General features: G+C 70.6%; 20 protein-coding genes, 3 tRNA genes and 1 pseudogene. 14 read left to right on the plus strand and 10 right to left on the minus strand.

What is annotated here, in order from left to right; all coding sequences use genetic code 11:
• Positions 1-46 precede the first annotated feature (46 nt).
• From EIM47_RS12340 to EIM47_RS12350, 3 genes are all read left to right on the plus strand, one after another.
• Positions 47-2,515 carry a heavy metal translocating P-type ATPase gene (locus EIM47_RS12340; protein ID WP_164514608.1) on the plus strand — a complete coding sequence of 823 codons (2,469 nt, stop codon included), beginning with the start codon at positions 47-49 and terminating at the stop codon, positions 2,513-2,515.
• On the plus strand, positions 2,512-2,949 hold the full coding sequence (gene cueR / locus EIM47_RS12345) for a Cu(I)-responsive transcriptional regulator (RefSeq protein ID WP_019399755.1): 438 nt from the start codon (positions 2,512-2,514) through the stop codon (positions 2,947-2,949). Before EIM47_RS12340 ends, cueR begins: the two co-directional genes overlap by 4 nt.
• Positions 2,950-3,044: 95 nt before the next feature.
• Entirely contained in the window at positions 3,045-3,311 is a 267-nt protein-coding gene (locus EIM47_RS12350; protein ID WP_019399756.1) for a DksA/TraR family C4-type zinc finger protein, read from the plus strand.
• Between the two features lie 7 nt (positions 3,312-3,318).
• Here the strand turns inward: EIM47_RS12350 and EIM47_RS12355 are convergent, their stop codons facing one another.
• From EIM47_RS12355 to EIM47_RS15975, 4 genes are all read right to left on the minus strand, one after another.
• The gene (locus tag EIM47_RS12355) at positions 3,319-3,924 is read right to left on the minus strand and encodes a mechanosensitive ion channel family protein (protein ID WP_125077080.1); all 606 of its coding nucleotides are present in this window, start codon (positions 3,922-3,924) and stop codon (positions 3,319-3,321) included.
• 76 nt (positions 3,925-4,000) lie between these two features.
• Positions 4,001-4,222: an RNA-binding S4 domain-containing protein gene (locus EIM47_RS12360; protein ID WP_028915014.1), complete on the minus strand. Its 222-nt coding sequence runs from the start codon at positions 4,220-4,222 to the stop codon at positions 4,001-4,003.
• A gap of 9 nt (positions 4,223-4,231) precedes the next feature.
• Entirely contained in the window at positions 4,232-5,038 is an 807-nt protein-coding gene (locus EIM47_RS12365) for a tetratricopeptide repeat protein (RefSeq protein ID WP_240626228.1), read from the minus strand.
• Complete coding sequence (locus EIM47_RS15975; RefSeq protein ID WP_240626229.1) at positions 4,948-5,367, minus strand: hypothetical protein; 420 nt, start codon at positions 5,365-5,367, stop codon at positions 4,948-4,950. Before EIM47_RS15975 ends, EIM47_RS12365 begins: the two co-directional genes overlap by 91 nt.
• Before the next feature lie 184 nt (positions 5,368-5,551).
• Between EIM47_RS15975 and EIM47_RS12370 the strand changes: the two genes are divergently transcribed.
• Together EIM47_RS12370 and EIM47_RS12375 are read left to right on the plus strand one after the other, a co-directional pair.
• A complete protein-coding gene (locus EIM47_RS12370) occupies positions 5,552-5,896 on the plus strand; it encodes a RidA family protein (protein WP_019399760.1) in 345 nt (114 codons plus the stop codon).
• 9 nt (positions 5,897-5,905) lie between these two features.
• A complete protein-coding gene (locus EIM47_RS12375; protein WP_125077081.1) occupies positions 5,906-6,481 on the plus strand; it encodes a 2'-5' RNA ligase family protein in 576 nt (191 codons plus the stop codon).
• Between the two features lie 49 nt (positions 6,482-6,530).
• Here EIM47_RS12375 and EIM47_RS12380 read toward each other — a convergent pair whose 3' ends face one another.
• A complete protein-coding gene (locus tag EIM47_RS12380) occupies positions 6,531-7,781 on the minus strand; it encodes a TIGR03862 family flavoprotein (RefSeq protein ID WP_028915017.1) in 1,251 nt (416 codons plus the stop codon).
• 3 nt (positions 7,782-7,784) lie between these two features.
• The gene (locus tag EIM47_RS12385; RefSeq protein WP_019399763.1) at positions 7,785-8,225 is read right to left on the minus strand and encodes an FKBP-type peptidyl-prolyl cis-trans isomerase; all 441 of its coding nucleotides are present in this window, start codon (positions 8,223-8,225) and stop codon (positions 7,785-7,787) included.
• Positions 8,226-8,298: 73 nt separating this feature from the next.
• Here EIM47_RS12385 and EIM47_RS12390 point away from each other — a divergent pair, with 73 nt between their 5' ends.
• The 8 genes from EIM47_RS12390 (at position 8,299) to EIM47_RS12425 (ending at position 12,669) form a co-directional block, all read left to right on the plus strand.
• A complete protein-coding gene (locus EIM47_RS12390; RefSeq protein ID WP_019399764.1) occupies positions 8,299-8,664 on the plus strand; it encodes a DUF6164 family protein in 366 nt (121 codons plus the stop codon).
• A gap of 34 nt (positions 8,665-8,698) precedes the next feature.
• The gene (locus EIM47_RS12395; RefSeq protein ID WP_028915018.1) at positions 8,699-9,481 is read left to right on the plus strand and encodes a sulfurtransferase; all 783 of its coding nucleotides are present in this window, start codon (positions 8,699-8,701) and stop codon (positions 9,479-9,481) included.
• 21 nt (positions 9,482-9,502) lie between these two features.
• Positions 9,503-9,578 (plus strand) — tRNA-Ala (locus tag EIM47_RS12400).
• A gap of 32 nt (positions 9,579-9,610) precedes the next feature.
• Positions 9,611-9,686 (plus strand) — tRNA-Glu (locus EIM47_RS12405).
• Between the two features lie 41 nt (positions 9,687-9,727).
• Positions 9,728-9,803, plus strand: a tRNA-Ala gene (locus EIM47_RS12410).
• Between the two features lie 324 nt (positions 9,804-10,127).
• Positions 10,128-11,273 carry a hypothetical protein gene (locus EIM47_RS15980; protein ID WP_240626230.1) on the plus strand — a complete coding sequence of 382 codons (1,146 nt, stop codon included), beginning with the start codon at positions 10,128-10,130 and terminating at the stop codon, positions 11,271-11,273.
• 344 nt (positions 11,274-11,617) lie between these two features.
• Positions 11,618-11,887, plus strand: a complete 270-nt coding sequence (locus EIM47_RS12420) for a membrane protein (RefSeq protein ID WP_019399767.1) — start codon at positions 11,618-11,620, stop codon at positions 11,885-11,887.
• Positions 11,888-12,042: 155 nt separating this feature from the next.
• Positions 12,043-12,669, plus strand: a complete 627-nt coding sequence (locus EIM47_RS12425) for a L,D-transpeptidase (protein WP_125077082.1) — start codon at positions 12,043-12,045, stop codon at positions 12,667-12,669.
• Positions 12,670-12,703: 34 nt separating this feature from the next.
• Here the strand turns inward: EIM47_RS12425 and EIM47_RS12430 are convergent, their stop codons facing one another.
• The gene (locus EIM47_RS12430; protein WP_084220824.1) at positions 12,704-13,699 is read right to left on the minus strand and encodes an AraC family transcriptional regulator; all 996 of its coding nucleotides are present in this window, start codon (positions 13,697-13,699) and stop codon (positions 12,704-12,706) included.
• Positions 13,700-13,798: 99 nt separating this feature from the next.
• On the opposite strand from EIM47_RS12430, the gene EIM47_RS12435 reads away from it, so the two are divergent.
• Positions 13,799-14,548, plus strand: coding sequence for an SDR family oxidoreductase (locus tag EIM47_RS12435; RefSeq protein ID WP_125077083.1), 750 nt, complete (start codon positions 13,799-13,801; stop codon positions 14,546-14,548).
• 773 nt (positions 14,549-15,321) lie between these two features.
• Here EIM47_RS12435 and EIM47_RS12440 read toward each other — a convergent pair.
• From EIM47_RS12440 to EIM47_RS16180, 3 genes and pseudogenes are all read right to left on the minus strand, one after another.
• Complete coding sequence (locus EIM47_RS12440) at positions 15,322-15,861, minus strand: hypothetical protein (RefSeq protein WP_125077084.1); 540 nt, start codon at positions 15,859-15,861, stop codon at positions 15,322-15,324.
• A gap of 234 nt (positions 15,862-16,095) precedes the next feature.
• Complete coding sequence (locus tag EIM47_RS15770; RefSeq protein WP_205948721.1) at positions 16,096-16,329, minus strand: hypothetical protein; 234 nt, start codon at positions 16,327-16,329, stop codon at positions 16,096-16,098.
• 68 nt (positions 16,330-16,397) lie between these two features.
• Positions 16,398-16,814: pseudogene (locus EIM47_RS16180) on the minus strand (hypothetical protein); the annotation flags it as partial.
• Positions 16,815-16,899: the final 85 nt, after the last annotated feature.

The raw sequence follows: 16,899 nt of genomic DNA on the forward strand, positions 1-16,899 counted from the left end.
TCCCGAACTTGACCTTCCCATGATGGGAAGGTTCACCATGGTCGCCATGGATACCCCGAACATCGTTGTAATCCCCGCCGCCGGCGCAGCTCCCGCCGCCCTGCGCCTGCCGGTGGAAGGAATGAGTTGTGCGTCCTGTGCCGGGCGCGTCGAGCGCGCCCTGGCGGCGCTGCCGGGCGTGGAATCGGCCAGCGTCAACCTGGTCAGCGCTACCGCCGAGGTCCGCGGCGCGGCGCTGCCGCCGGCGGCCGAACTGGTCGCCGCGGTGGAAAAGGCGGGCTACCGCGTGCCCGCAGGCGAGGCCGAACTGGCGATCGAGGGCATGCACTGCGCCTCCTGCGTCGGCCGGGTCGAGCGCGCCCTGGCCGCGGTGCCGGGCGTGGTCGAGGCCTCGGTCAACCTGGCCACCGAGCGGGCGCGGGTGCGTACCGCTGGACCCGCTGATCCGGCGCTGCTGGCCGAGGCCGTGCGCAAGGCCGGCTACCGCATCGCCAGGCCGGAGGCGCCTGCCCCCGGATCTTCCGATGGCCAAGGCGAGGCCGCGACGCAGGAAGCGCGGGCCACCCCGGTGGCCAAGCCGCGACTGTCGTCCGAGGCCCGCCACCTGGCCATTGCCATCGTGCTGGCCGCGCCCCTGGTCCTGCCGATGGCCGGCATGCCCTTCGGCAAGCACTGGATGCTGCCGGGCTGGATCCAGCTGCTGCTGGCCACGCCGCTGCAGTTCTGGCTGGGCGCGCGGTTCTACCGCGCCGGCTGGGGCGCGCTGCGCGCCGGCACCGGCAACATGGACCTGCTGGTGGCGCTGGGCACGAGTACCGCCTATGGCCTGAGCCTGTTCCACCTGCTGCGCGAGGGCACGCATGCGCCGCTGTACTTCGAGGCTTCGGCCGCGATCACCACCCTGGTCCTGCTGGGCAAGTTCCTGGAAGGGCGCGCCAAGCGCCAGGCCACCGAGGCGATCCGTGCCCTGCAGGCACTGCGGCCGGCCACGGCGCGCCTGCGTACCGCGCAAGGGGAATCGGAAGTGCCGGTGGAACAGGTGGCGGTGGGCGACCTGGTGGTGGTGCGTCCCGGCGAGCGCTTCCCGGTGGACGGCATCGTCGAGGAAGGGCGCAGCCACGCCGACGAGTCGCTGGTCACGGGCGAATCGGTGCCGGTGGCCAAGGACGTGGGCGACCGGGTCACGGCCGGCGCGGTGAACGCCGAGGGCGTGGTCGTGGTGCGCACCGCGGCGGTGGGCGCGGAGACGGCGCTGGCGCGGATCGTGCGCCTGGTCGAGGACGCGCAGGCGGTGAAGGCGCCGATCCAGCGCACGGTGGACCGGGTCGCCGCGGTGTTCGTGCCGGTGATCCTGGGGCTGGCGTTGCTGACCCTGCTGGGCTGGGGCATGGCCAGCGGCGACTGGGACCGCGCCATCCTCAACGCGGTGGCGGTGCTGGTGATCGCCTGTCCCTGCGCCCTGGGCCTGGCCACGCCGACGGCGATCATGGCCGGCACCGGCGTGGCCGCGCGCGCCGGCATCCTGGTCAAGGACGCGCATGCGCTGGAACTGGCGCGCTCGATCAAGGTGGTGGCCTTCGACAAGACCGGCACGCTTACCGTGGGCGAGCCGCGCCTGCTGGAAGCGGTGGCGGTCGATGGCGACCGCCAGGCGCTGCTGGCCCTGGCCACGGCGCTGCAGCAGCACAGCGCGCATCCGCTCGCGCTGGCGGTGCTGCGCGAGGGCGGGCAGTCGGTGCCGGCCAGCGAACTGCAGGCGCTGCCGGGCCGCGGGGTGCGGGGCAAGGTCGATGGGCGCCTGGCCTGGATCGGCAACCGGGCGTTGATGCAGGAAGCCGGCGTGGCCGTGGAGCCGCTGCTGCCGCGGGCGCAGGACCTGGAAGCCAGCGGCCACACCCTGTCCTGGCTGGCGGTGGAGGAGGGCGGCCAGCCACGGCTGCGTGGCCTGCTGGCATTCCGCGACGAACCGCGCCCCGGCGCGCGCGCGGCGATCGACAGCCTGCGCGCGATGGGCGTGCGCACGGTGATGCTGTCCGGCGACAACCGCGGCGCCGCTGGCGCGGTGGCGCAGGCGCTGGGCATCGACGAAGTCCAGGCCGAGGTGCGCCCGGAGCAGAAGGTCGCGGCCATCCAGGCGCTGAAGTCCTGCGGCGTGGTGGCAATGGTCGGCGACGGCATCAACGACGCGCCGGCGCTGGCCGCGGCGGACGTGGGCATCGCCATGGGCTCGGGCACCGACGTGGCCATGCATGCGGCGGCGGTCACCCTGATGCGCCCGGAACCGCGGCTGGTGGCCGATGCCATCGAGGTATCCCGGCGCACCACCGGCAAGATCCACCAGAACCTGTTTTGGGCCTTCGCCTATAACGTCATCGGCATCCCGCTGGCCGCGGCGGGCCTGCTGAGCCCGGCACTGGCCGGCGCGGCGATGGCGTTCTCCTCGGTGAGCGTGGTCGCCAACACCCTGCTGCTGCGGCGCTGGCGTCCGGCGGCCGATGCGGGGCAGGCGCCATGAAGCACGCGGCCGGGCGGCGGGCGGACGAGGGCCTGTACTCCATCGGCGAGGCGGCGGCGCGTTCGGGCGTGTCGGCCAAGATGATCCGCCACTACGAGGACATCGGCCTGGTCCCGCCGCCGCCGCGCACCGCCGCCGGCTACCGGCTGTATGGCGAGGCCGACGTGCACCGCCTGCGTTTCATCAACCGGGCGCGTTCGCTGGGCTTCGGCATGAAGCAGGTCCAGGTGCTGCTGGCGCTGTGGTCGGACCGCTCGCGCGCCAGTGCCGATGTCAGGCAGCTGGCGCTGCAGCACGCCGCCGAGCTGGGCGAGCGCATCGCCCGGATGCAGGCCATGCAGCGCACCCTGGAAGAACTGGCCAGCCGCTGCCATGGCGACGACCGGCCGGAGTGCCCGATCCTCGACGACCTCGAGGGTGGGGGGCGCGACTGAGAAGCCCGCCCTTTCCGCCGGGGCGGCCCTGGCACTTGCCGGGGATTCACGTCCCCGCGGGCACCCTGTATGCGTACCGCGAGCAGGAGGTTCCCATGGCGACCGGATGGGCCGGCGACAACGCCGTCAACGACCAGATCGATGCGACCGTCAAGGACGGGATCGAGCGCGCCCGCGCGCGCCTGCCCAAGGGGCCCAGCCTGGAACGTTGCGAGGAATGCGATGCGCCGATCCCCGAGGCGCGCCGCCGCGCGGTACCCGGCGTGCGCCTGTGCGTGACCTGCCAGGCCGCGCAGGACGGGGAAGAAACCGGCTTCGCCGGCTACAACCGCCGCGGCAGCAAGGACAGCCAGCTGCGCTGAGCGCGGGCTACTTCGAGCCGCCTTCGACCGTCGGCGGCGCCAGCCACGCGGCCGGTACCTCGCTGCCGCGCCAACGCCGCACCACGCGCTGGAAGAACATGCTGTTGGGCACCTGCAGGCTGCTGCCGGCGTGGTCGGGATCGCGCGCCACTTCCTGCAGGGTGGTGTAGATCAGGTTGACGTCGACCACGCGGCCCTTGAGGCCGGGTTTCTCGCCGTTCTCCACCACCTCGATGTAGTCGTACAGGCGGAACGGGCGGGTGGTGAAGATCAGCACCGTGCAGAAGATGTTGGACAGCACGCTCCAGGCGGCGAAGAACGCCACCGCGCCCACCGCGGCGAAGCTGGTGAAGGCGGTCCACAGCACCGTGCCGGACACGCCCAGCCGCTCCAGCACCAGCAGCAGCGCGCCGAATCCGATCAGGCCGGCCGAGACCCGGTGCAGGGCCACGCCCATCTCCGGCGGCAGGCCGCGGCGGTCCATCAGCCGGCGCACGAGCCGGCGCACCAGCTGCTGCAGCAGCCAGGCGGCCGCGACGATCAGCAGGGCTTGGGCGATCGGCACGATCGTGCCCAGCCAGCCCTGGATCCAGGCGGGCAGGTATTGCTTCATCCGCGTCGATTGCATGCGGCCGCGCCGGCCGCTTCGCCCACCATTCTAGGAGAGCGCGGGGCGGCGCGGACCGGGCTCATGCCGGCGCCTGCACCCGCACCAGCACGCCGGGCGCGGCCACGGTCTGGCCCGCGCGGATCTTGCAGGTCTTGCGCAGCTCCACGGCGCCGTCGACCTGGACCACGCCGCTGGCCACCAGCGCCTTGCCGGCGCCGCCGCTGTCGCAAAGGCCCACCAGCTTGAGCAGCTGGTTCAGTTCGACGTGTTCGCCCTGCAGTTCGAAATCGATGGTTTCCATCGCGCAAGTCTAGCGCGCATGCAGGGCGTGGCCGTTCCCGGGCCAGTGCTCCAGGTGTTCCAGCTTGCGCCGGTACATGGCGCGCACCCGGTCGGTGTCGCCCAGCTTGGCCGCGCGCGCCATCTCGCGCCGGGCCAGGTCCGGGTGGCCGGACAGGAAGTAGGCGCGCGCCAGGCCGAAGTGGAACGCGTGCTGCCCGCCATGCAGGCGGATGGCGTTGCGGTAGTGGGTGACGGCGCAGGCGTAGTTGCCGGCTTCCTCGCAGCCGAGGGCGAGCACGAACTGGGCGAACGGATCGCTGCGCCGCACCTGCTCCAGCCGGGCGACGAAATCGGCTGCCAGCTCCGCCTGGCCGCTGCGCTGGTACAGGTTCACCAGGTTGGACAGGGTGGCGGTGTGCGCCGGCTGCAGCCGCCAGGCCGCGCGCAGGGCCGCGGCGGAGGCGTCCAGGTTGCCGGCGCGTTGCTCCAGCACGCCCAGGTTGTTCAGGGCCGGCACGAACTCCGGATCGGCCTCCAGCGCCGCCTCCAGCTGCGCGCGCGCGCCTTCCAGGTCGCCGGCGGCCATCAGCTCGGCGCCGCGGTTGTTGCGGAAGTGGGCCAGGGCGCGGATGTCGCCGATGGCGCGCGGGCGGTCGCGCATGGCCAGGATGTTGTGCTCCACGTCCAGCGTGTACCGGCGCAGGCCGGCGCGGACGCCGGCGTTGACGTGGCTGGCGCCGTAGATCACACCGGCGTCGCGGTACCAGGCCAGCACCTCGCCGACTTCCTGGACGCGGGCTTCCAGCCCGGCCGCGCGCGCCAGGGCGACGAACACCAGGTGAAGGACAGGCAGTTGGCGCGGCGGTCGCGCCAGGTCTCGGCCACGGTGCGGGTGCGGTCGTTGTCGTACTCCAGCGCCAGGCCGCCGGCTTCCAGCACCATCGCCGCCAGGCGTTCGATCCGGTCCTCGCGGCTGCCACCGCGGGCGATCACCCGTTCCTGCAGCATCGCCCGCAAGTCGGGCGGGATCTCGAGTACCTCGTCGATGCCCGGGATGTGCTGCACGGCCTGGACCGTGGGCAGGGTGGGCGGCGGCGGCAGGGCCGCAGCCGGTTCGGCCGCCGGGGATGCGGCCAGGGCCGCTGCCAGCGCCAGTGCGTACATGACCCACCTCCCGGTCCATGCTGCGCCGAGTGTACGCCCGGATCCGGGAAGGCGGGTGGGCCGGTGCCGGTGATGGTGCCAGGCAGTTCCCGGGGACCCCCCGGGCCACTGTCGTCGGTGCGGTGGCGTTGTATGCTGCGCCGCCCGGCCGCGCCGCGGCCTCCTCCGCAAGCAGGGAACTCCCATGATCCAGCGTTTCGACGTCGGCCCGCGCATGTCCGAGATGACCGTCCACAACGGCGTGGCCTACCTGGCCGGGCAGGTGCCGGAGGACACCAGCCAGGACATCACCGGCCAGACCCGCCAGGTGTTGCAGGCGATCGACGCGCTGCTGGCCCAGGCCGGGACCGACAAGACGAAGATCCTGCGCGCGGAGATCTTCCTGGCCGACATCGGCGATTTCGCCGGCATGAACCAGGCCTGGGACGAGTGGGTTCCGCAGGGCCACACTCCGGCGCGCGCCACGGTGCAGGCGCGCCTGGCCGATCCGGCCTGGAAGGTCGAGATCGTGGTCACCGCCGCAGTCTGAGCGCAGGTGATGGGCGACCTGTTCGCCGCCGCGGACGCACGCCACAGCCTGTTCTTCGCCCTGCTGCCGGGGGCGGCCGAAGCGGCCGCGATCCGCGCCGCGCGGCAGGCGCTGGAAGCCGGCCAGCCGCCGCAGCGCGGCGCCGGCGTGCCCGACGAACGCCTGCACCTGACCCTGCACTGGCTGGGCGAGTGGTCGCAGCTGCCGCAGGCGCTGGCGGACGACGCCCGCGCCGCGGCGGTGCAGGTGCGCCAGGCGGGATTCGTGCTGCGCCTGGACCAGGCCGAGTGCTTCGGCCGCGGCGAGGCGATCTGGGTACTGCGGCCATCGGCGCCGCCACCGCCGCTGGAGCGGCTGCACCAGGCGCTGGCCACGGCCCTGGCCGGGCGCCGGATCCGGCTCCCGGCCGGCCCGGCGTTCGCCCCGCATGTGACCGTGCGCCGGCGCGCCAGCGTGCGCTTCCCGGTGCAGCCGGTAGCGCCGGTGGACTGGCGCGTGGACGGGTTCGCCCTGCTGCAGAGCGTGCACGGCAGTGGCGGGGTCCGCTACGAGGTGCTGCAACGCTGGCCGTTGGCGGCGGAGTGAACTGATCGGGCGCGAGCGCGATGGACTGCGCCGCGCCCCCGCGGCGAGGTCAGCGGTTGCGTGCCTGTACCCAGCGTGCGGCCGCGCGACCGGCGCGCAGGCCGCTGGCGAAACAGGCGGTCAGCAGGTAGCCGCCGGTCGGCGCTTCCCAGTCCAGCATTTCCCCGGCGCAGAACACGCCGGGGCGGGCGCTGGCCATCAGGTCCGCGTCCAGCGCCTCCAGGCGCACGCCGCCGCCACTGCTGATCGCCTCGGCCAGCGGCCGGGCACGCTTCAGCACCAGCGGCAGGCGCTTGAGTGCGGCGGCGACCCGATCCATGTCGGCCAGCGCCTGCGCATCCAGCACCTCGCGCAGCAGCGCGGCCTTGACCCCGGACACGCCGGCCTGGCGGCGCAGGTGCTCGCTGAGGCTGCGGCCCTTGCGCGGTTTCGCCAGTTCGGCGCGCAGGCGCAGCAGCTCGCGCCCCGGCACCAGGTCCAGCTGCAGCACGGCCTGGCCGTCGCGGGCGATGGCCTCGCGCAGCGGCACCGACAGCGCATACACCAGGGAGCCTTCGATGCCGGTGGCGGTGGCCACGCATTCGCCCTGCAGCGAGTGCGGCGTGCCGTCCGCGTCCTGCCAGTGCGCGACCACCGGCTTGAGCGGGGCGCCGGCATGGCGCTCGGCGAAGTGCGCGCTCCAGCCCACGTCGAAACCGCAGTTGGACGGCACCAGCGGCGCGACCTCGATCCCGGCCGCACGCACGGCCTCGACCCAGGCGCCGTCGGAGCCCAGCTGCGGCCAGCTGCCGCCGCCCAGCGCCAGCACCGTGGCCGGCGCGCGCACGCGCAGGTCGCCGTCCCCGTTGCGGAAGCGCAGGGCGCCATCTTCGTCCCAGCCTTCCCAGCGGTGCAGGACGTGGAAGCGCACGCCCTGTTCCTTCAGTCGCCGCACCCAGCCGCGCAGCAGTGGCGCGGCCTTGCGGTCCAGCGGGAACACCCGGTCGGAGCTGCCGACATACGTTTCCACGCCCAGGCCGCGCGCCCACTGGCGCAGCTCCTGCGGCCCGAAGCCGGCCAGCCAGGACGCGACCTCGGCCTCGCGCACGCCGTAGCGCGCGGCGAACCCGGGCATGGGTTCGGCATGGGTGAGGTTGAGCCCGCCCTTGCCGGCAATCAGGAACTTGCGCCCGACCGAGCCCTTGGCCTCGTACAGGTCCACTTCCACGCCCGCGGCGCGGGCGACCTCGGCGGCCATCAGGCCGGCGGGGCCGCCGCCGACGATGGCCAGGCCGGGCAGGGTGACGGTGCTGGCAGGCATGGATCAGCGGCTGCCCACGTCCAGCAGTTCGACCTCGAACACCAGCGAGGCATTGGGCGGGATCACCCGTCCGGCGCCGCGGCGGCCGTAGGCCATCTCCGCCGGGATGAACAAGGTGCGGCGGCCGCCGGCGCGCATGCCGGCCACGCCTTCGTCCCAGCCACGGATCACCTGGCCGGCGCCGAGGACGAAGGTGAACGGCTCGCCGCGGTCCAGCGAGCTGTCGAACTTGCGGCTGCGCCGTTCCGGCACGCGCTCGTCGTACAGCCAGCCGGTGTAGTGCACGGTGACCTTGTCGCCGGCGCTGGCGACCGCGCCCTTGCCGACCACCTCGTCGATGCGCTGCAGCTCGGCCACCGAGCCGCCGGGCGGCGGACCGGGTTCGCTGCATGCGGCCAGCAGGACGGAGCAGAGCAGGGTGGAGCGGAGCAGGAAGCGGCGCATGGCGGCAGGTCCGTTGGGGGACGCAAGGGTAAACCGCCGCGGCCGCCGCGGCGATGCCGCGTATCATGCGCGCATGGCCAAGCTGCTGTTTTCCCTGCGCAACGTTCCCGACGACGAAGCCGCCGACGTGCGGGCCCTGCTCGAGCAGCACGGCTTCCAGTGGTACGAGACCGGAGCCGGGCTGCTGGGTTTTTCGGCGCCCGGGCTGTGGCTGCGCGACGCGGCCGACTACCCGCGCGCACGTGCGCTGCTGGACGAATACCAGGAACAACGGCGCGTGCGCCTGCGCGCCGAGGCGCAGGAGCGCGAACGTCGTGGCGAGGGCGAATCCTTCCTGCAGCTGCTGCGCGAGCGGCCGGGGTTCGTGCTGCCGCGGCTGGCGGCGATCCTGGCGGTGCTGGCGCTGACCCTGGCCCTGCCCTGGTGGCTGTTGCGCTGAAGGGCGGGCAGGGGCGGCGCCTTACAATGGCGCCATGCTCAATCTTGCCGCCTATCTCTTCGTCCACATCGACGATCCGCACGCGCTGGCCGCGCGCCTGCGCGAGCGCGCCGCTGCCGACGACCTCAAGGGCACCATCCTGGTCGCCGGTGAAGGCATCAACCTGTTCCTGGCCGGTCCGGAAGCGGTCCTGCGCGGGTTCGTCGACTGGCTGCGCGGCGACCCGCGCCTGGCCGCGTTGAGGCCGCGCTACAGCCGCAGCGCCGCGGTGCCGTTCGCCCGGCTCAAGGTGAAGGTGAAGCCGGAAATCATCAGCTTCCGCCGTCCGCAGGCCACGCCACTGGCCCAGGGCGCGCGCGCCCCGGCGGTGGAGCCGGCCACGGTGGCGCGCTGGCTGGCCCGGGGCGGGCGCGACGACCAGGGGCGGCCGGTGGTGATGCTCGATACCCGCAATGCGCAGGAAGTGGCCTACGGCACCTTCCAGGGCGCGCTGACCCTCCCGATCACCAAGTTCACCGACCTGCCGGCGGCGCTGGAACCGCACCGCGAGTCCTTGGCCGGCGCCACCGTGGTCAGTTTCTGCACCGGCGGCATCCGCTGCGAGAAGGCCGCGCTGTGGATGCGCCAGGACGGCATGGACAACGTGCTGCAGCTGGAAGGCGGGATCCTGGGCTGGTTCGAACAGGTCGGCGGCCTCGGCTACGAGGGCCGCTGCTTCGTGTTCGACGGGCGCGTGGCGCTGGATCCGGAGCTGCGTCCGCTGGTCGATGAAACTTCCGGTGAAGAAATGCTTGCGCAAGTTACGGGGACTAGCTAAGATTCGCGCCCTCAGCTTCGTGGGGCCATAGCTCAGCTGGGAGAGCGCTTGCATGGCATGCAAGAGGTCGCCGGTTCGATCCCGGCTGGCTCCACCAAATCCAACCCCGGTTGGGCGAAGCGACGATACGTCCCCATCGTCTAGAGGCCTAGGACACTACCCTTTCACGGTAGCGACCGGGGTTCGAATCCCCGTGGGGACGCCACATTTCCAGCGGTACGCAAAGGCCTGAAGGCCGATGCTCGTGGGGCCATAGCTCAGCTGGGAGAGCGCTTGCATGGCATGCAAGAGGTCGCCGGTTCGATCCCGGCTGGCTCCACCAACTTCCCGGCGCCGCCGCACGCCGGATTCCCGGTAATCCGGCATCCGACGCACCTGCTTCGCGGGTGGCGTGCGCTTGGCTTTTCGCTCGCGTTCTGCGCGCCTGGCGAGGGCCGCGAGCGGCGGATGGTGGCTGCTCCTGCCGGGCGGCGCGCGGCAGCAGGCAGCCGTGCGCGGTGGCCACGTCCACGTGGAAGTCGTAGCGCGTGCGCAGTCCGTAGCCCGCCGTCCACGAGACCGGGAAGACCCGGGCCGGCTGGTCAGTGACCCGGATCGGGAGTTCGGCCGCGTGCCCGTTGAAACTGACTGGTGCGCTGGCCTCGGCATGGCGCACGCGCTGCAGGCCGTGGATCGTCAGCCGGCTGTGCTCGACCAGGGCTGCCTGCGGGAACGCGGACAGGTCCGTGCCGGCCATCTCCAGCGAAGCGTCGTTGCCGGTGTCCAGCAAGACCAGCTCCTTGCGCCGGCCGATCTGCATCGGGAGGCGCAGTGCGTACTGGCCGCCCCACGGCAACGAGGTGGCCGCCAGTTGCGCGTCGCAGCCTGGCGGAAGTTCCGCCAGGACTTCCAGTTCGTCCGCGCCCAGCCTGAGCGGGCCGAGGCGGGCGAGCAGGTCCAGGCCGATGAGGGCCGGCTCCATCGCGTCGGGCACGCTGAAGGCGACGTCGCCGAAGCGGATTCCCCCAAGCTCCAGGTCTACCGGCGTGGCCAGTCCGATCTCCGCCCACCGCGCCGGATCGCTGGCATCGACGCCGAAGCCGTCCCGCACCTCCAGTCCCATCGCCTGCGCTGCGCGGCGACTGACGTGGGAATGGGTGGCGCCGGTATCGATGATGAAGTCCACCTCGACGTCGCGCGCCTTGCCGTCGCGGCCGCCGCGGATCCTGCCGCGCACCACGGGAACGCCGGGGCCATCGGCCACGGGCACGCGCGTGCCCGGCGCGGCCGTCGCGTGCAGGGTCCATTGGCGCGGCCATCCGGTGAAGGCCTCGAAGCGCGGCCGGGCCACCGCGGCCAGTTCCCCGCCGGGGCGCAGCGAAGGGGCGACGTGTTCGCGGTAGAGCACGCGCACCTGTTCCATCTCCACGGCCCAGCCACCGATGTCGCCAGCCAGCAGCAGGTTGCCGGCCAACAGGCTGCGGCAGAGGTACATCAGTTGCTGTCCGGGCTCGGCCACGACCTGCGGGTTGGCGATGCACGCGCGTGCCCAACGGGTCGACTGCGCCAGGTCGCCCAGAGTGCGGTAGTAACCGGCGCGTCCTGCATGGCGGGCCGCGGTGTCCGACTTGCCGACCACGGCCAGGGCGCGGGCATCGGCTTGCATCACCGCGGTGGCAATGCCATGGCTGTCGCTCGCGGGCACGTCGCCGGCCGACGCGGGGCTTGCCGCAAGCCCGGCCAGGATCGCGAGCATCGGCAGTCTCATCAGCATCTCCAGGCACGGTCTTGCACGGGTGGTGGGACAGGATGATCCGGTCGCGCGCCGCGTACGCCCCCGCGCGCGCGAAGGCGTCGAGCCGATCGTAGTGCAATGCCTGCCCATGAGCGCCGCGGCGCTCGTGGGCGCTGCCTGCAGCAGTGCCAGGCTGCAGGCGTCCGGCCAGGCGCAAAGTGCAGCGCAGGGGCGGCGGAGTGTTGCGATGCATCACGAACAGGCGGACATTCCTCCTGCAATGCGCTTGGAGGCGCGCACTGCGATGCGCAGCACGAACTTTTTCACGAACCGTGCACGTAACCGAACTGGCGCTGAAGTCGCCGCATGGCTTTGACGCAAAGCCGGCTATATTCCGAAGCCCCTGACGAAGGAGGATTGGAATGTCCCTGATCAAGAACAACGTGGCGATGGTGCGTGCGCTCGGCGTGGCGGTGGTTGTCGCCGCGGGTCTTGCTGGTTGCGCCACCTACGACAAGGAATTCGCCACGATCAATTCGCGCCTTGACCAGCTCGACAGCCGGGTGCAGAACGCGGCCCAGAGCGCCGAGTCCGCCAACCAGTCCGCGCAGCAGGCCAACCGGCGCCTGGACCAGATCGAAAGCCGCGTGCAGCAGCTCGAGGCCGCCCCGCGCCGCCAGCCCCGCGGCTGATCGGGGTCGGCGACAGTTCCAAACCCCGGCCCGGTGGCCTTGCTGGCACCGGGCCGTTCTTCGCCCGGTTCCAGAGGAGTAGTCCCATCAGCCGCATGCATCCTGCGATCCGTGCCAGCTGTCTCGCGTTGGCGCTGGCACTCGTGAACCCGGCCATGGCCGTCGCCGAGGAGGCCGCCGCGCCGCCGGCCGCCGCCGTCGACCTGCTTCCGCAGGGCCAGGAAGTGGCGGACACGGTGATCGAACTGGCCGGTTGGGTGGTCGCCACCCGCGACAGCGAAGGCTATCCGTTCGCGATCATGGACAAGGCCGCGGCCCAGATCCTGGTGTTTGGCGGCGATGGCCGGCTGCGCGGCGCGGCGCCTGCGCTGTTCGGCTCGGCCGTCGGCGACCACATCGCCCCCGGCATCGCCGGCCTGGCCTTGCGCGAGATCCCGGGCAAGGACCGCACCACGCCGGCCGGCCGCTTCGTGGGCGGCTTCGGCCCTTCGCTCGATGCCGGGCGCGTGCTTTGGGTGGATTACGACTCCGGCGTCTCGATCCATCCGACGGCTACCGGCGTCCGTTCCGAGAAGCGTGCCGAGCGCCTCGCCTCGCCGCAGCCGGACGACAACCGCATCACCCACGGCTGCATCAACGTCGCGCCGGAGTTCTACGGGCAGGTGATCGAGCCGGTCTTCGCGCGCGGTGGCGTGTTCTACATCCTGCCGGAGACCAAGCCGCTGGCGGAGGTCTTCCCGGAATTCGCGCAAGGCCGCGATACCGCGCAGCGCAGCGAGTAACCGGGCGCGGCAGCGCCCGCGTCCGCCCCGCCGGTCATCCAGGCGGCGCGCCTGCGGCCGTGGTAACGGCCATTGCCGCACGCTTTGCGTCGAAGGGGTCGGGTGATGATTCGTCCCGCCGCCGCGTGTCGGGGCGCGCCGCACCGCGTGCGTACCGCGCCGGCGGACAACCGACATGGCGTGCAAACGCGACGCTGAAGGTGCTGGCCGAGCTGTAGCCGACGCGCTCGGCGACGTCGGCGATGCCGATACCACCGTTCGCGAGCAGGTCCCTCGCCAGGGCCATGCGCCAGGCCAGCAGGTACTCCATTGGCGGCATGCCCATCACCCGGTTGAACCGGTCGAAGAAGGCCGAGCGGGACAGGGCGGCTTCCTTTGCCAGCTCGTTCACGGTCCAGTTCCTCGAAGGGCACGCGTGCATCGCGCGGATCGCCGCGGCCAGGCGTGCATCGGACAGGGCCTGGACCAGTCCGCGCGCGGCTCCCGATCCGGTGGTACAGCGCAGGGCTTCGATGAACAGCACCTCCAGCAGGCGCGCCAGCACCACTTCGCGTGCCGGCCGATCCTCGCGTGATTCCTCGCCGAGCATGTGCACCAGCGTCGCCAGCCGGGGCTCGCCGCGGACATGGATGAGCTGCGGCATCAGCGGCACCAGCAGCGCCGCATCGGGCGAATCGAAGCTGCAGTGGCCGGCCAGGATGCGCAGGTCGGTGGGACCGCGCGGCGCGCCGATCCTGTAGGAGCCTTCGGCCAGCAGCACAGGGACGGAGTGGGTGGCAGGATCCACTTCGTGCAGGCTGGACATGGTGACCCCGTAGGCGGCGGGGACCAGAACGAAATCCCCGGCTTGCAGGACGACCGTGTCTCGTCCCTCCAGCGCCAGCCGGCAACCGCCCTCGATCACCGCGCAGTAGAACGGCTCGCCGGCATCCGAGCGGCTGACCCGCCACGGGCCGGCGCCGACCACCTGCTTGGAGAAGCGCGCGGCGGGCTTGAGCAGCAGGACCACTTCCGCCAGTGGATCGACCATGGCCGGACTCCTGCAAACGAAGTATGGACTTCCGATTGTAGGCAGTACGGGGCAGGGTGCATACCGTGGTGGCTCGCCCACCACACGCGAGACCACCGAATGAAGACCGTGCTGATCACCGGCTGTTCCTCCGGCTTTGGACTGGAAACCGCGCGCCATTTCCTGGCGCGGGACTGGCGCGTCGTCGCCACCATGCGCACCCCGCGCGACGACCTGCTGCCGGCATCGGCCAACCTGCTCGTGCTGCCGCTGGATGTCACCGATCCGGAAAGCGTCCGGGCTGCCGTCGCCGGGGCAGGGGAGGTCGACGTACTCGTCAACAACGCCGGCTTCGGCGCGCCCGCACCGTTCGAGCTGATGGACATGGAAACGGTGCGCCGCCTGTTCGAGACCAACACCTTCGGCACGATCGCGATGGCCCAGGCGGTACTGCCGCAGATGCGCGCGCGCGGATCCGGGGTCATCGTCAACGTGACCTCGAGCGCGACCTACAGGCCGCTGCCGCTGATTGGCGCGTATCGCGCCTCCAAGGCCGCGGTGAACGCGATCACCGAATCGCTCGCCGCCGAGATCGCGCAGTTCGGCCTGCGCGCGCACCTGGTGCTGCCGGGCTCTTCCGGCGATACCCGCTTCCGCGAGTCCGCCCGCCGCGGCCTGCGCGGGATCGACGATGCGGTGTATGGCCGCTTCATGCAGGACACCATCGCGCGCATGGTCGACTCGGTCGGACCCGGTACCCGGTCCACGGACGTGGCGCAGGCGGTCTGGCGCGCGACCAACGATCCTGCCGCGCCGCTGTACATCCCGGCCGGCGCGGATGCGGAGGAGTGGGCGAGGGAGGCGGGCTGAGGGCGCCGGGATGAGCGGATGGCAGGCCGGCGCCGCTCGCCAGTCCTGCCGGAGATGCGATGGAGCGTCAGGCGGCCTGGAGCCGGTCTTCGCCCTCATCTTCCGCGGAGGACGGACGTGCGCGATGGCGTGCACCAGGGCACGTGATTGAAGCGCTGAAGGCGGCGATCCGGGGTCTGGCGCTGCGGCGGCATCGATTTATAGCGGATTCGCTATAAACCACTAAACTCTTCATAACCCTGGTGCGCTGACGCGCGACTGCTTCCCGACGGTCCTGCGCATTCGCCGACATTGGATGTAGTTCTAGTCATATAGTGCGGGGACGGCAGCAATATGCGCTGAGGCTGCTTGCTCCGGAGGGGTGGCATGCCGAGGACCCAATGTCACAGGGGTCTCCACACCAGGGAGCCGACGCCATGTCCACACCCAAGGACCGCCGCCACGCCGGTCGATCCTGACCAGGCTGCGTTCGACCGCGTGACGCATGACTGTGATCAGCGTCTGGGGCGCCTCCATCGTGGACGTCCGGCGAGGCAGGCGCGCACCTCGGGGATCAGCGAAGGCCAAAGTGGGTCCAGCCTGGCAGGCACGGTTGCGTTGGCGTGGCGCGCAGAACCAAGGGTGGCCCGGCGGCGGCATGGATCCAATGGATCCAACGAGGCACGGATCCAACCAGGCGCCGGTTGCGGCTGGACGCGTCGGCCAGCCTGCAGCTTGGTTCATATCCAGATGAGGGTCGGCAGGGATTCGTGCGGAAAACAGCTAAATATCTTCTAATTACTTGAATTAAAAGACTTTTTCCGAGATAAAAGATCTTGTGGCGTGGCTGCCGGCAGGAAGACAAAATCCTTCTCCGGCAGCGTACTGAAGGTCCTGGTAAACGGCGCATAGAGAAGGATGCGCCAGCCACTGGGCGTGGACTCCGCAGCATAGGGATGCAGAATTTCGCCGGCTGCATCCACGCGATCGATACGGAACAGTTGCGGCTGCGGATAGCGGCGCGAGTTATCGGGAAACCGCGCCTCCATCATGGTGTTGACCACTTCGTGCGGATAGCCCGGATGCAGGCCTCGATCGACTTCGGTCAGCGCGTCCAGGATGGCTTCCTCGGGGCTCCGAAACGCGGCCGCGATGTCGTGTTCGTCGAACACCACTTCCTGCACCGGATACGGCGGGCCACAAAACCAGGCATCTTCCAATTCTGGCCGCAACTCGATCGCCACGATCGAACGCTGACCGACATCGGTGCAGCGCCAACGCTGGCCCGCGCAGGTTTCAAACTCGGTTCCGATGACAAAGTCGGCATGCTTCATCGCAATTTCTCGTTCAATCTGGCGCTGGCAAAGTATTCGTCGCACTCGGCGATGATCTGCGGCATCCAAGCGGGCGAGCGACTGCCGATGGCCTGCTGCTGACCCTGCAATTCAGGGGCGTGGTTTCCGCGGTTACGCGGCGGACGCGCTCCTTGGCCAAAGCTGCGTGTGGCCCTGCAGCAGATCGACTAGGGCCTATCTCGGATGCGCCCCCGAACGGGCCGGTCTTGGTAGTCATAGACCCGCAGCAGACAGGCCAACAGGTGAATTATGAGGAAATTCATAATTATGGTTTTCCTCATAATCAACCATAAAAGCTACCGCGGTGCTCCTGAGGATCGCCCATCGGGCGCCATGCCATTGACGGAAGTGCTGGGCAATCAGGCCGGCGTCACCGAGGTGCACGACCAAGTCGACCCAGGACAGCAGCACTCGCGAACTGACCGTGCATGGCTTCTTCGTCGCCATCGGCCATCACCCGAACACGCAGCAGCACACCGCTTGGGTGATTTCGGAAGGCGTTGTCGTCTCTATGGTCATTGCGTAGAGTTCCTTGCGATCGATGCGATGTGGATCTTGTTGGACACCATACTGCGCCGGCGTCGCGCCGGCTGAGATGCCCTTGAGTATTCGCCGTCGGCGCGCGACGAACGCAGCTGTTCCAACGTGCTCAGGCGCACCATGGCCCGCAGCCTATCCGCCTCGGCGTGCTACGGACGCTCGCGCCCTTGGACAAGATCGGCCGGGCCGCAGCAAATTCGGTTCGGATGCCTTTCAGTACTTGAACATCTTGGGTCCAACGCAGCTGCAGGGCTTGATACTCGGTGGCCGTCAGGCGCAGCTCGTCGAAGCTCGCGCTGTTGGACGTCGGCCGTCTGACGCGCCTGCGTCAGCGCCTGCTCCAAGCGGGTATGGCGTTCTAGCCACTGGCAATTGTCGCGGTTGAGTTGAAGGTGTAAACAGATTGCAGTTGACACGGAATCATGGGCCGGCACATAGTCAGACCCATTCACTCTGGTAGCTGATGTGCCAGAGAGC

It is taken from the genome of Pseudoxanthomonas sp. SGT-18 (genome assembly GCF_003931645.1).
In the GTDB taxonomy this organism is placed as follows: Bacteria; Pseudomonadota; Gammaproteobacteria; order Xanthomonadales; family Xanthomonadaceae; genus Pseudoxanthomonas.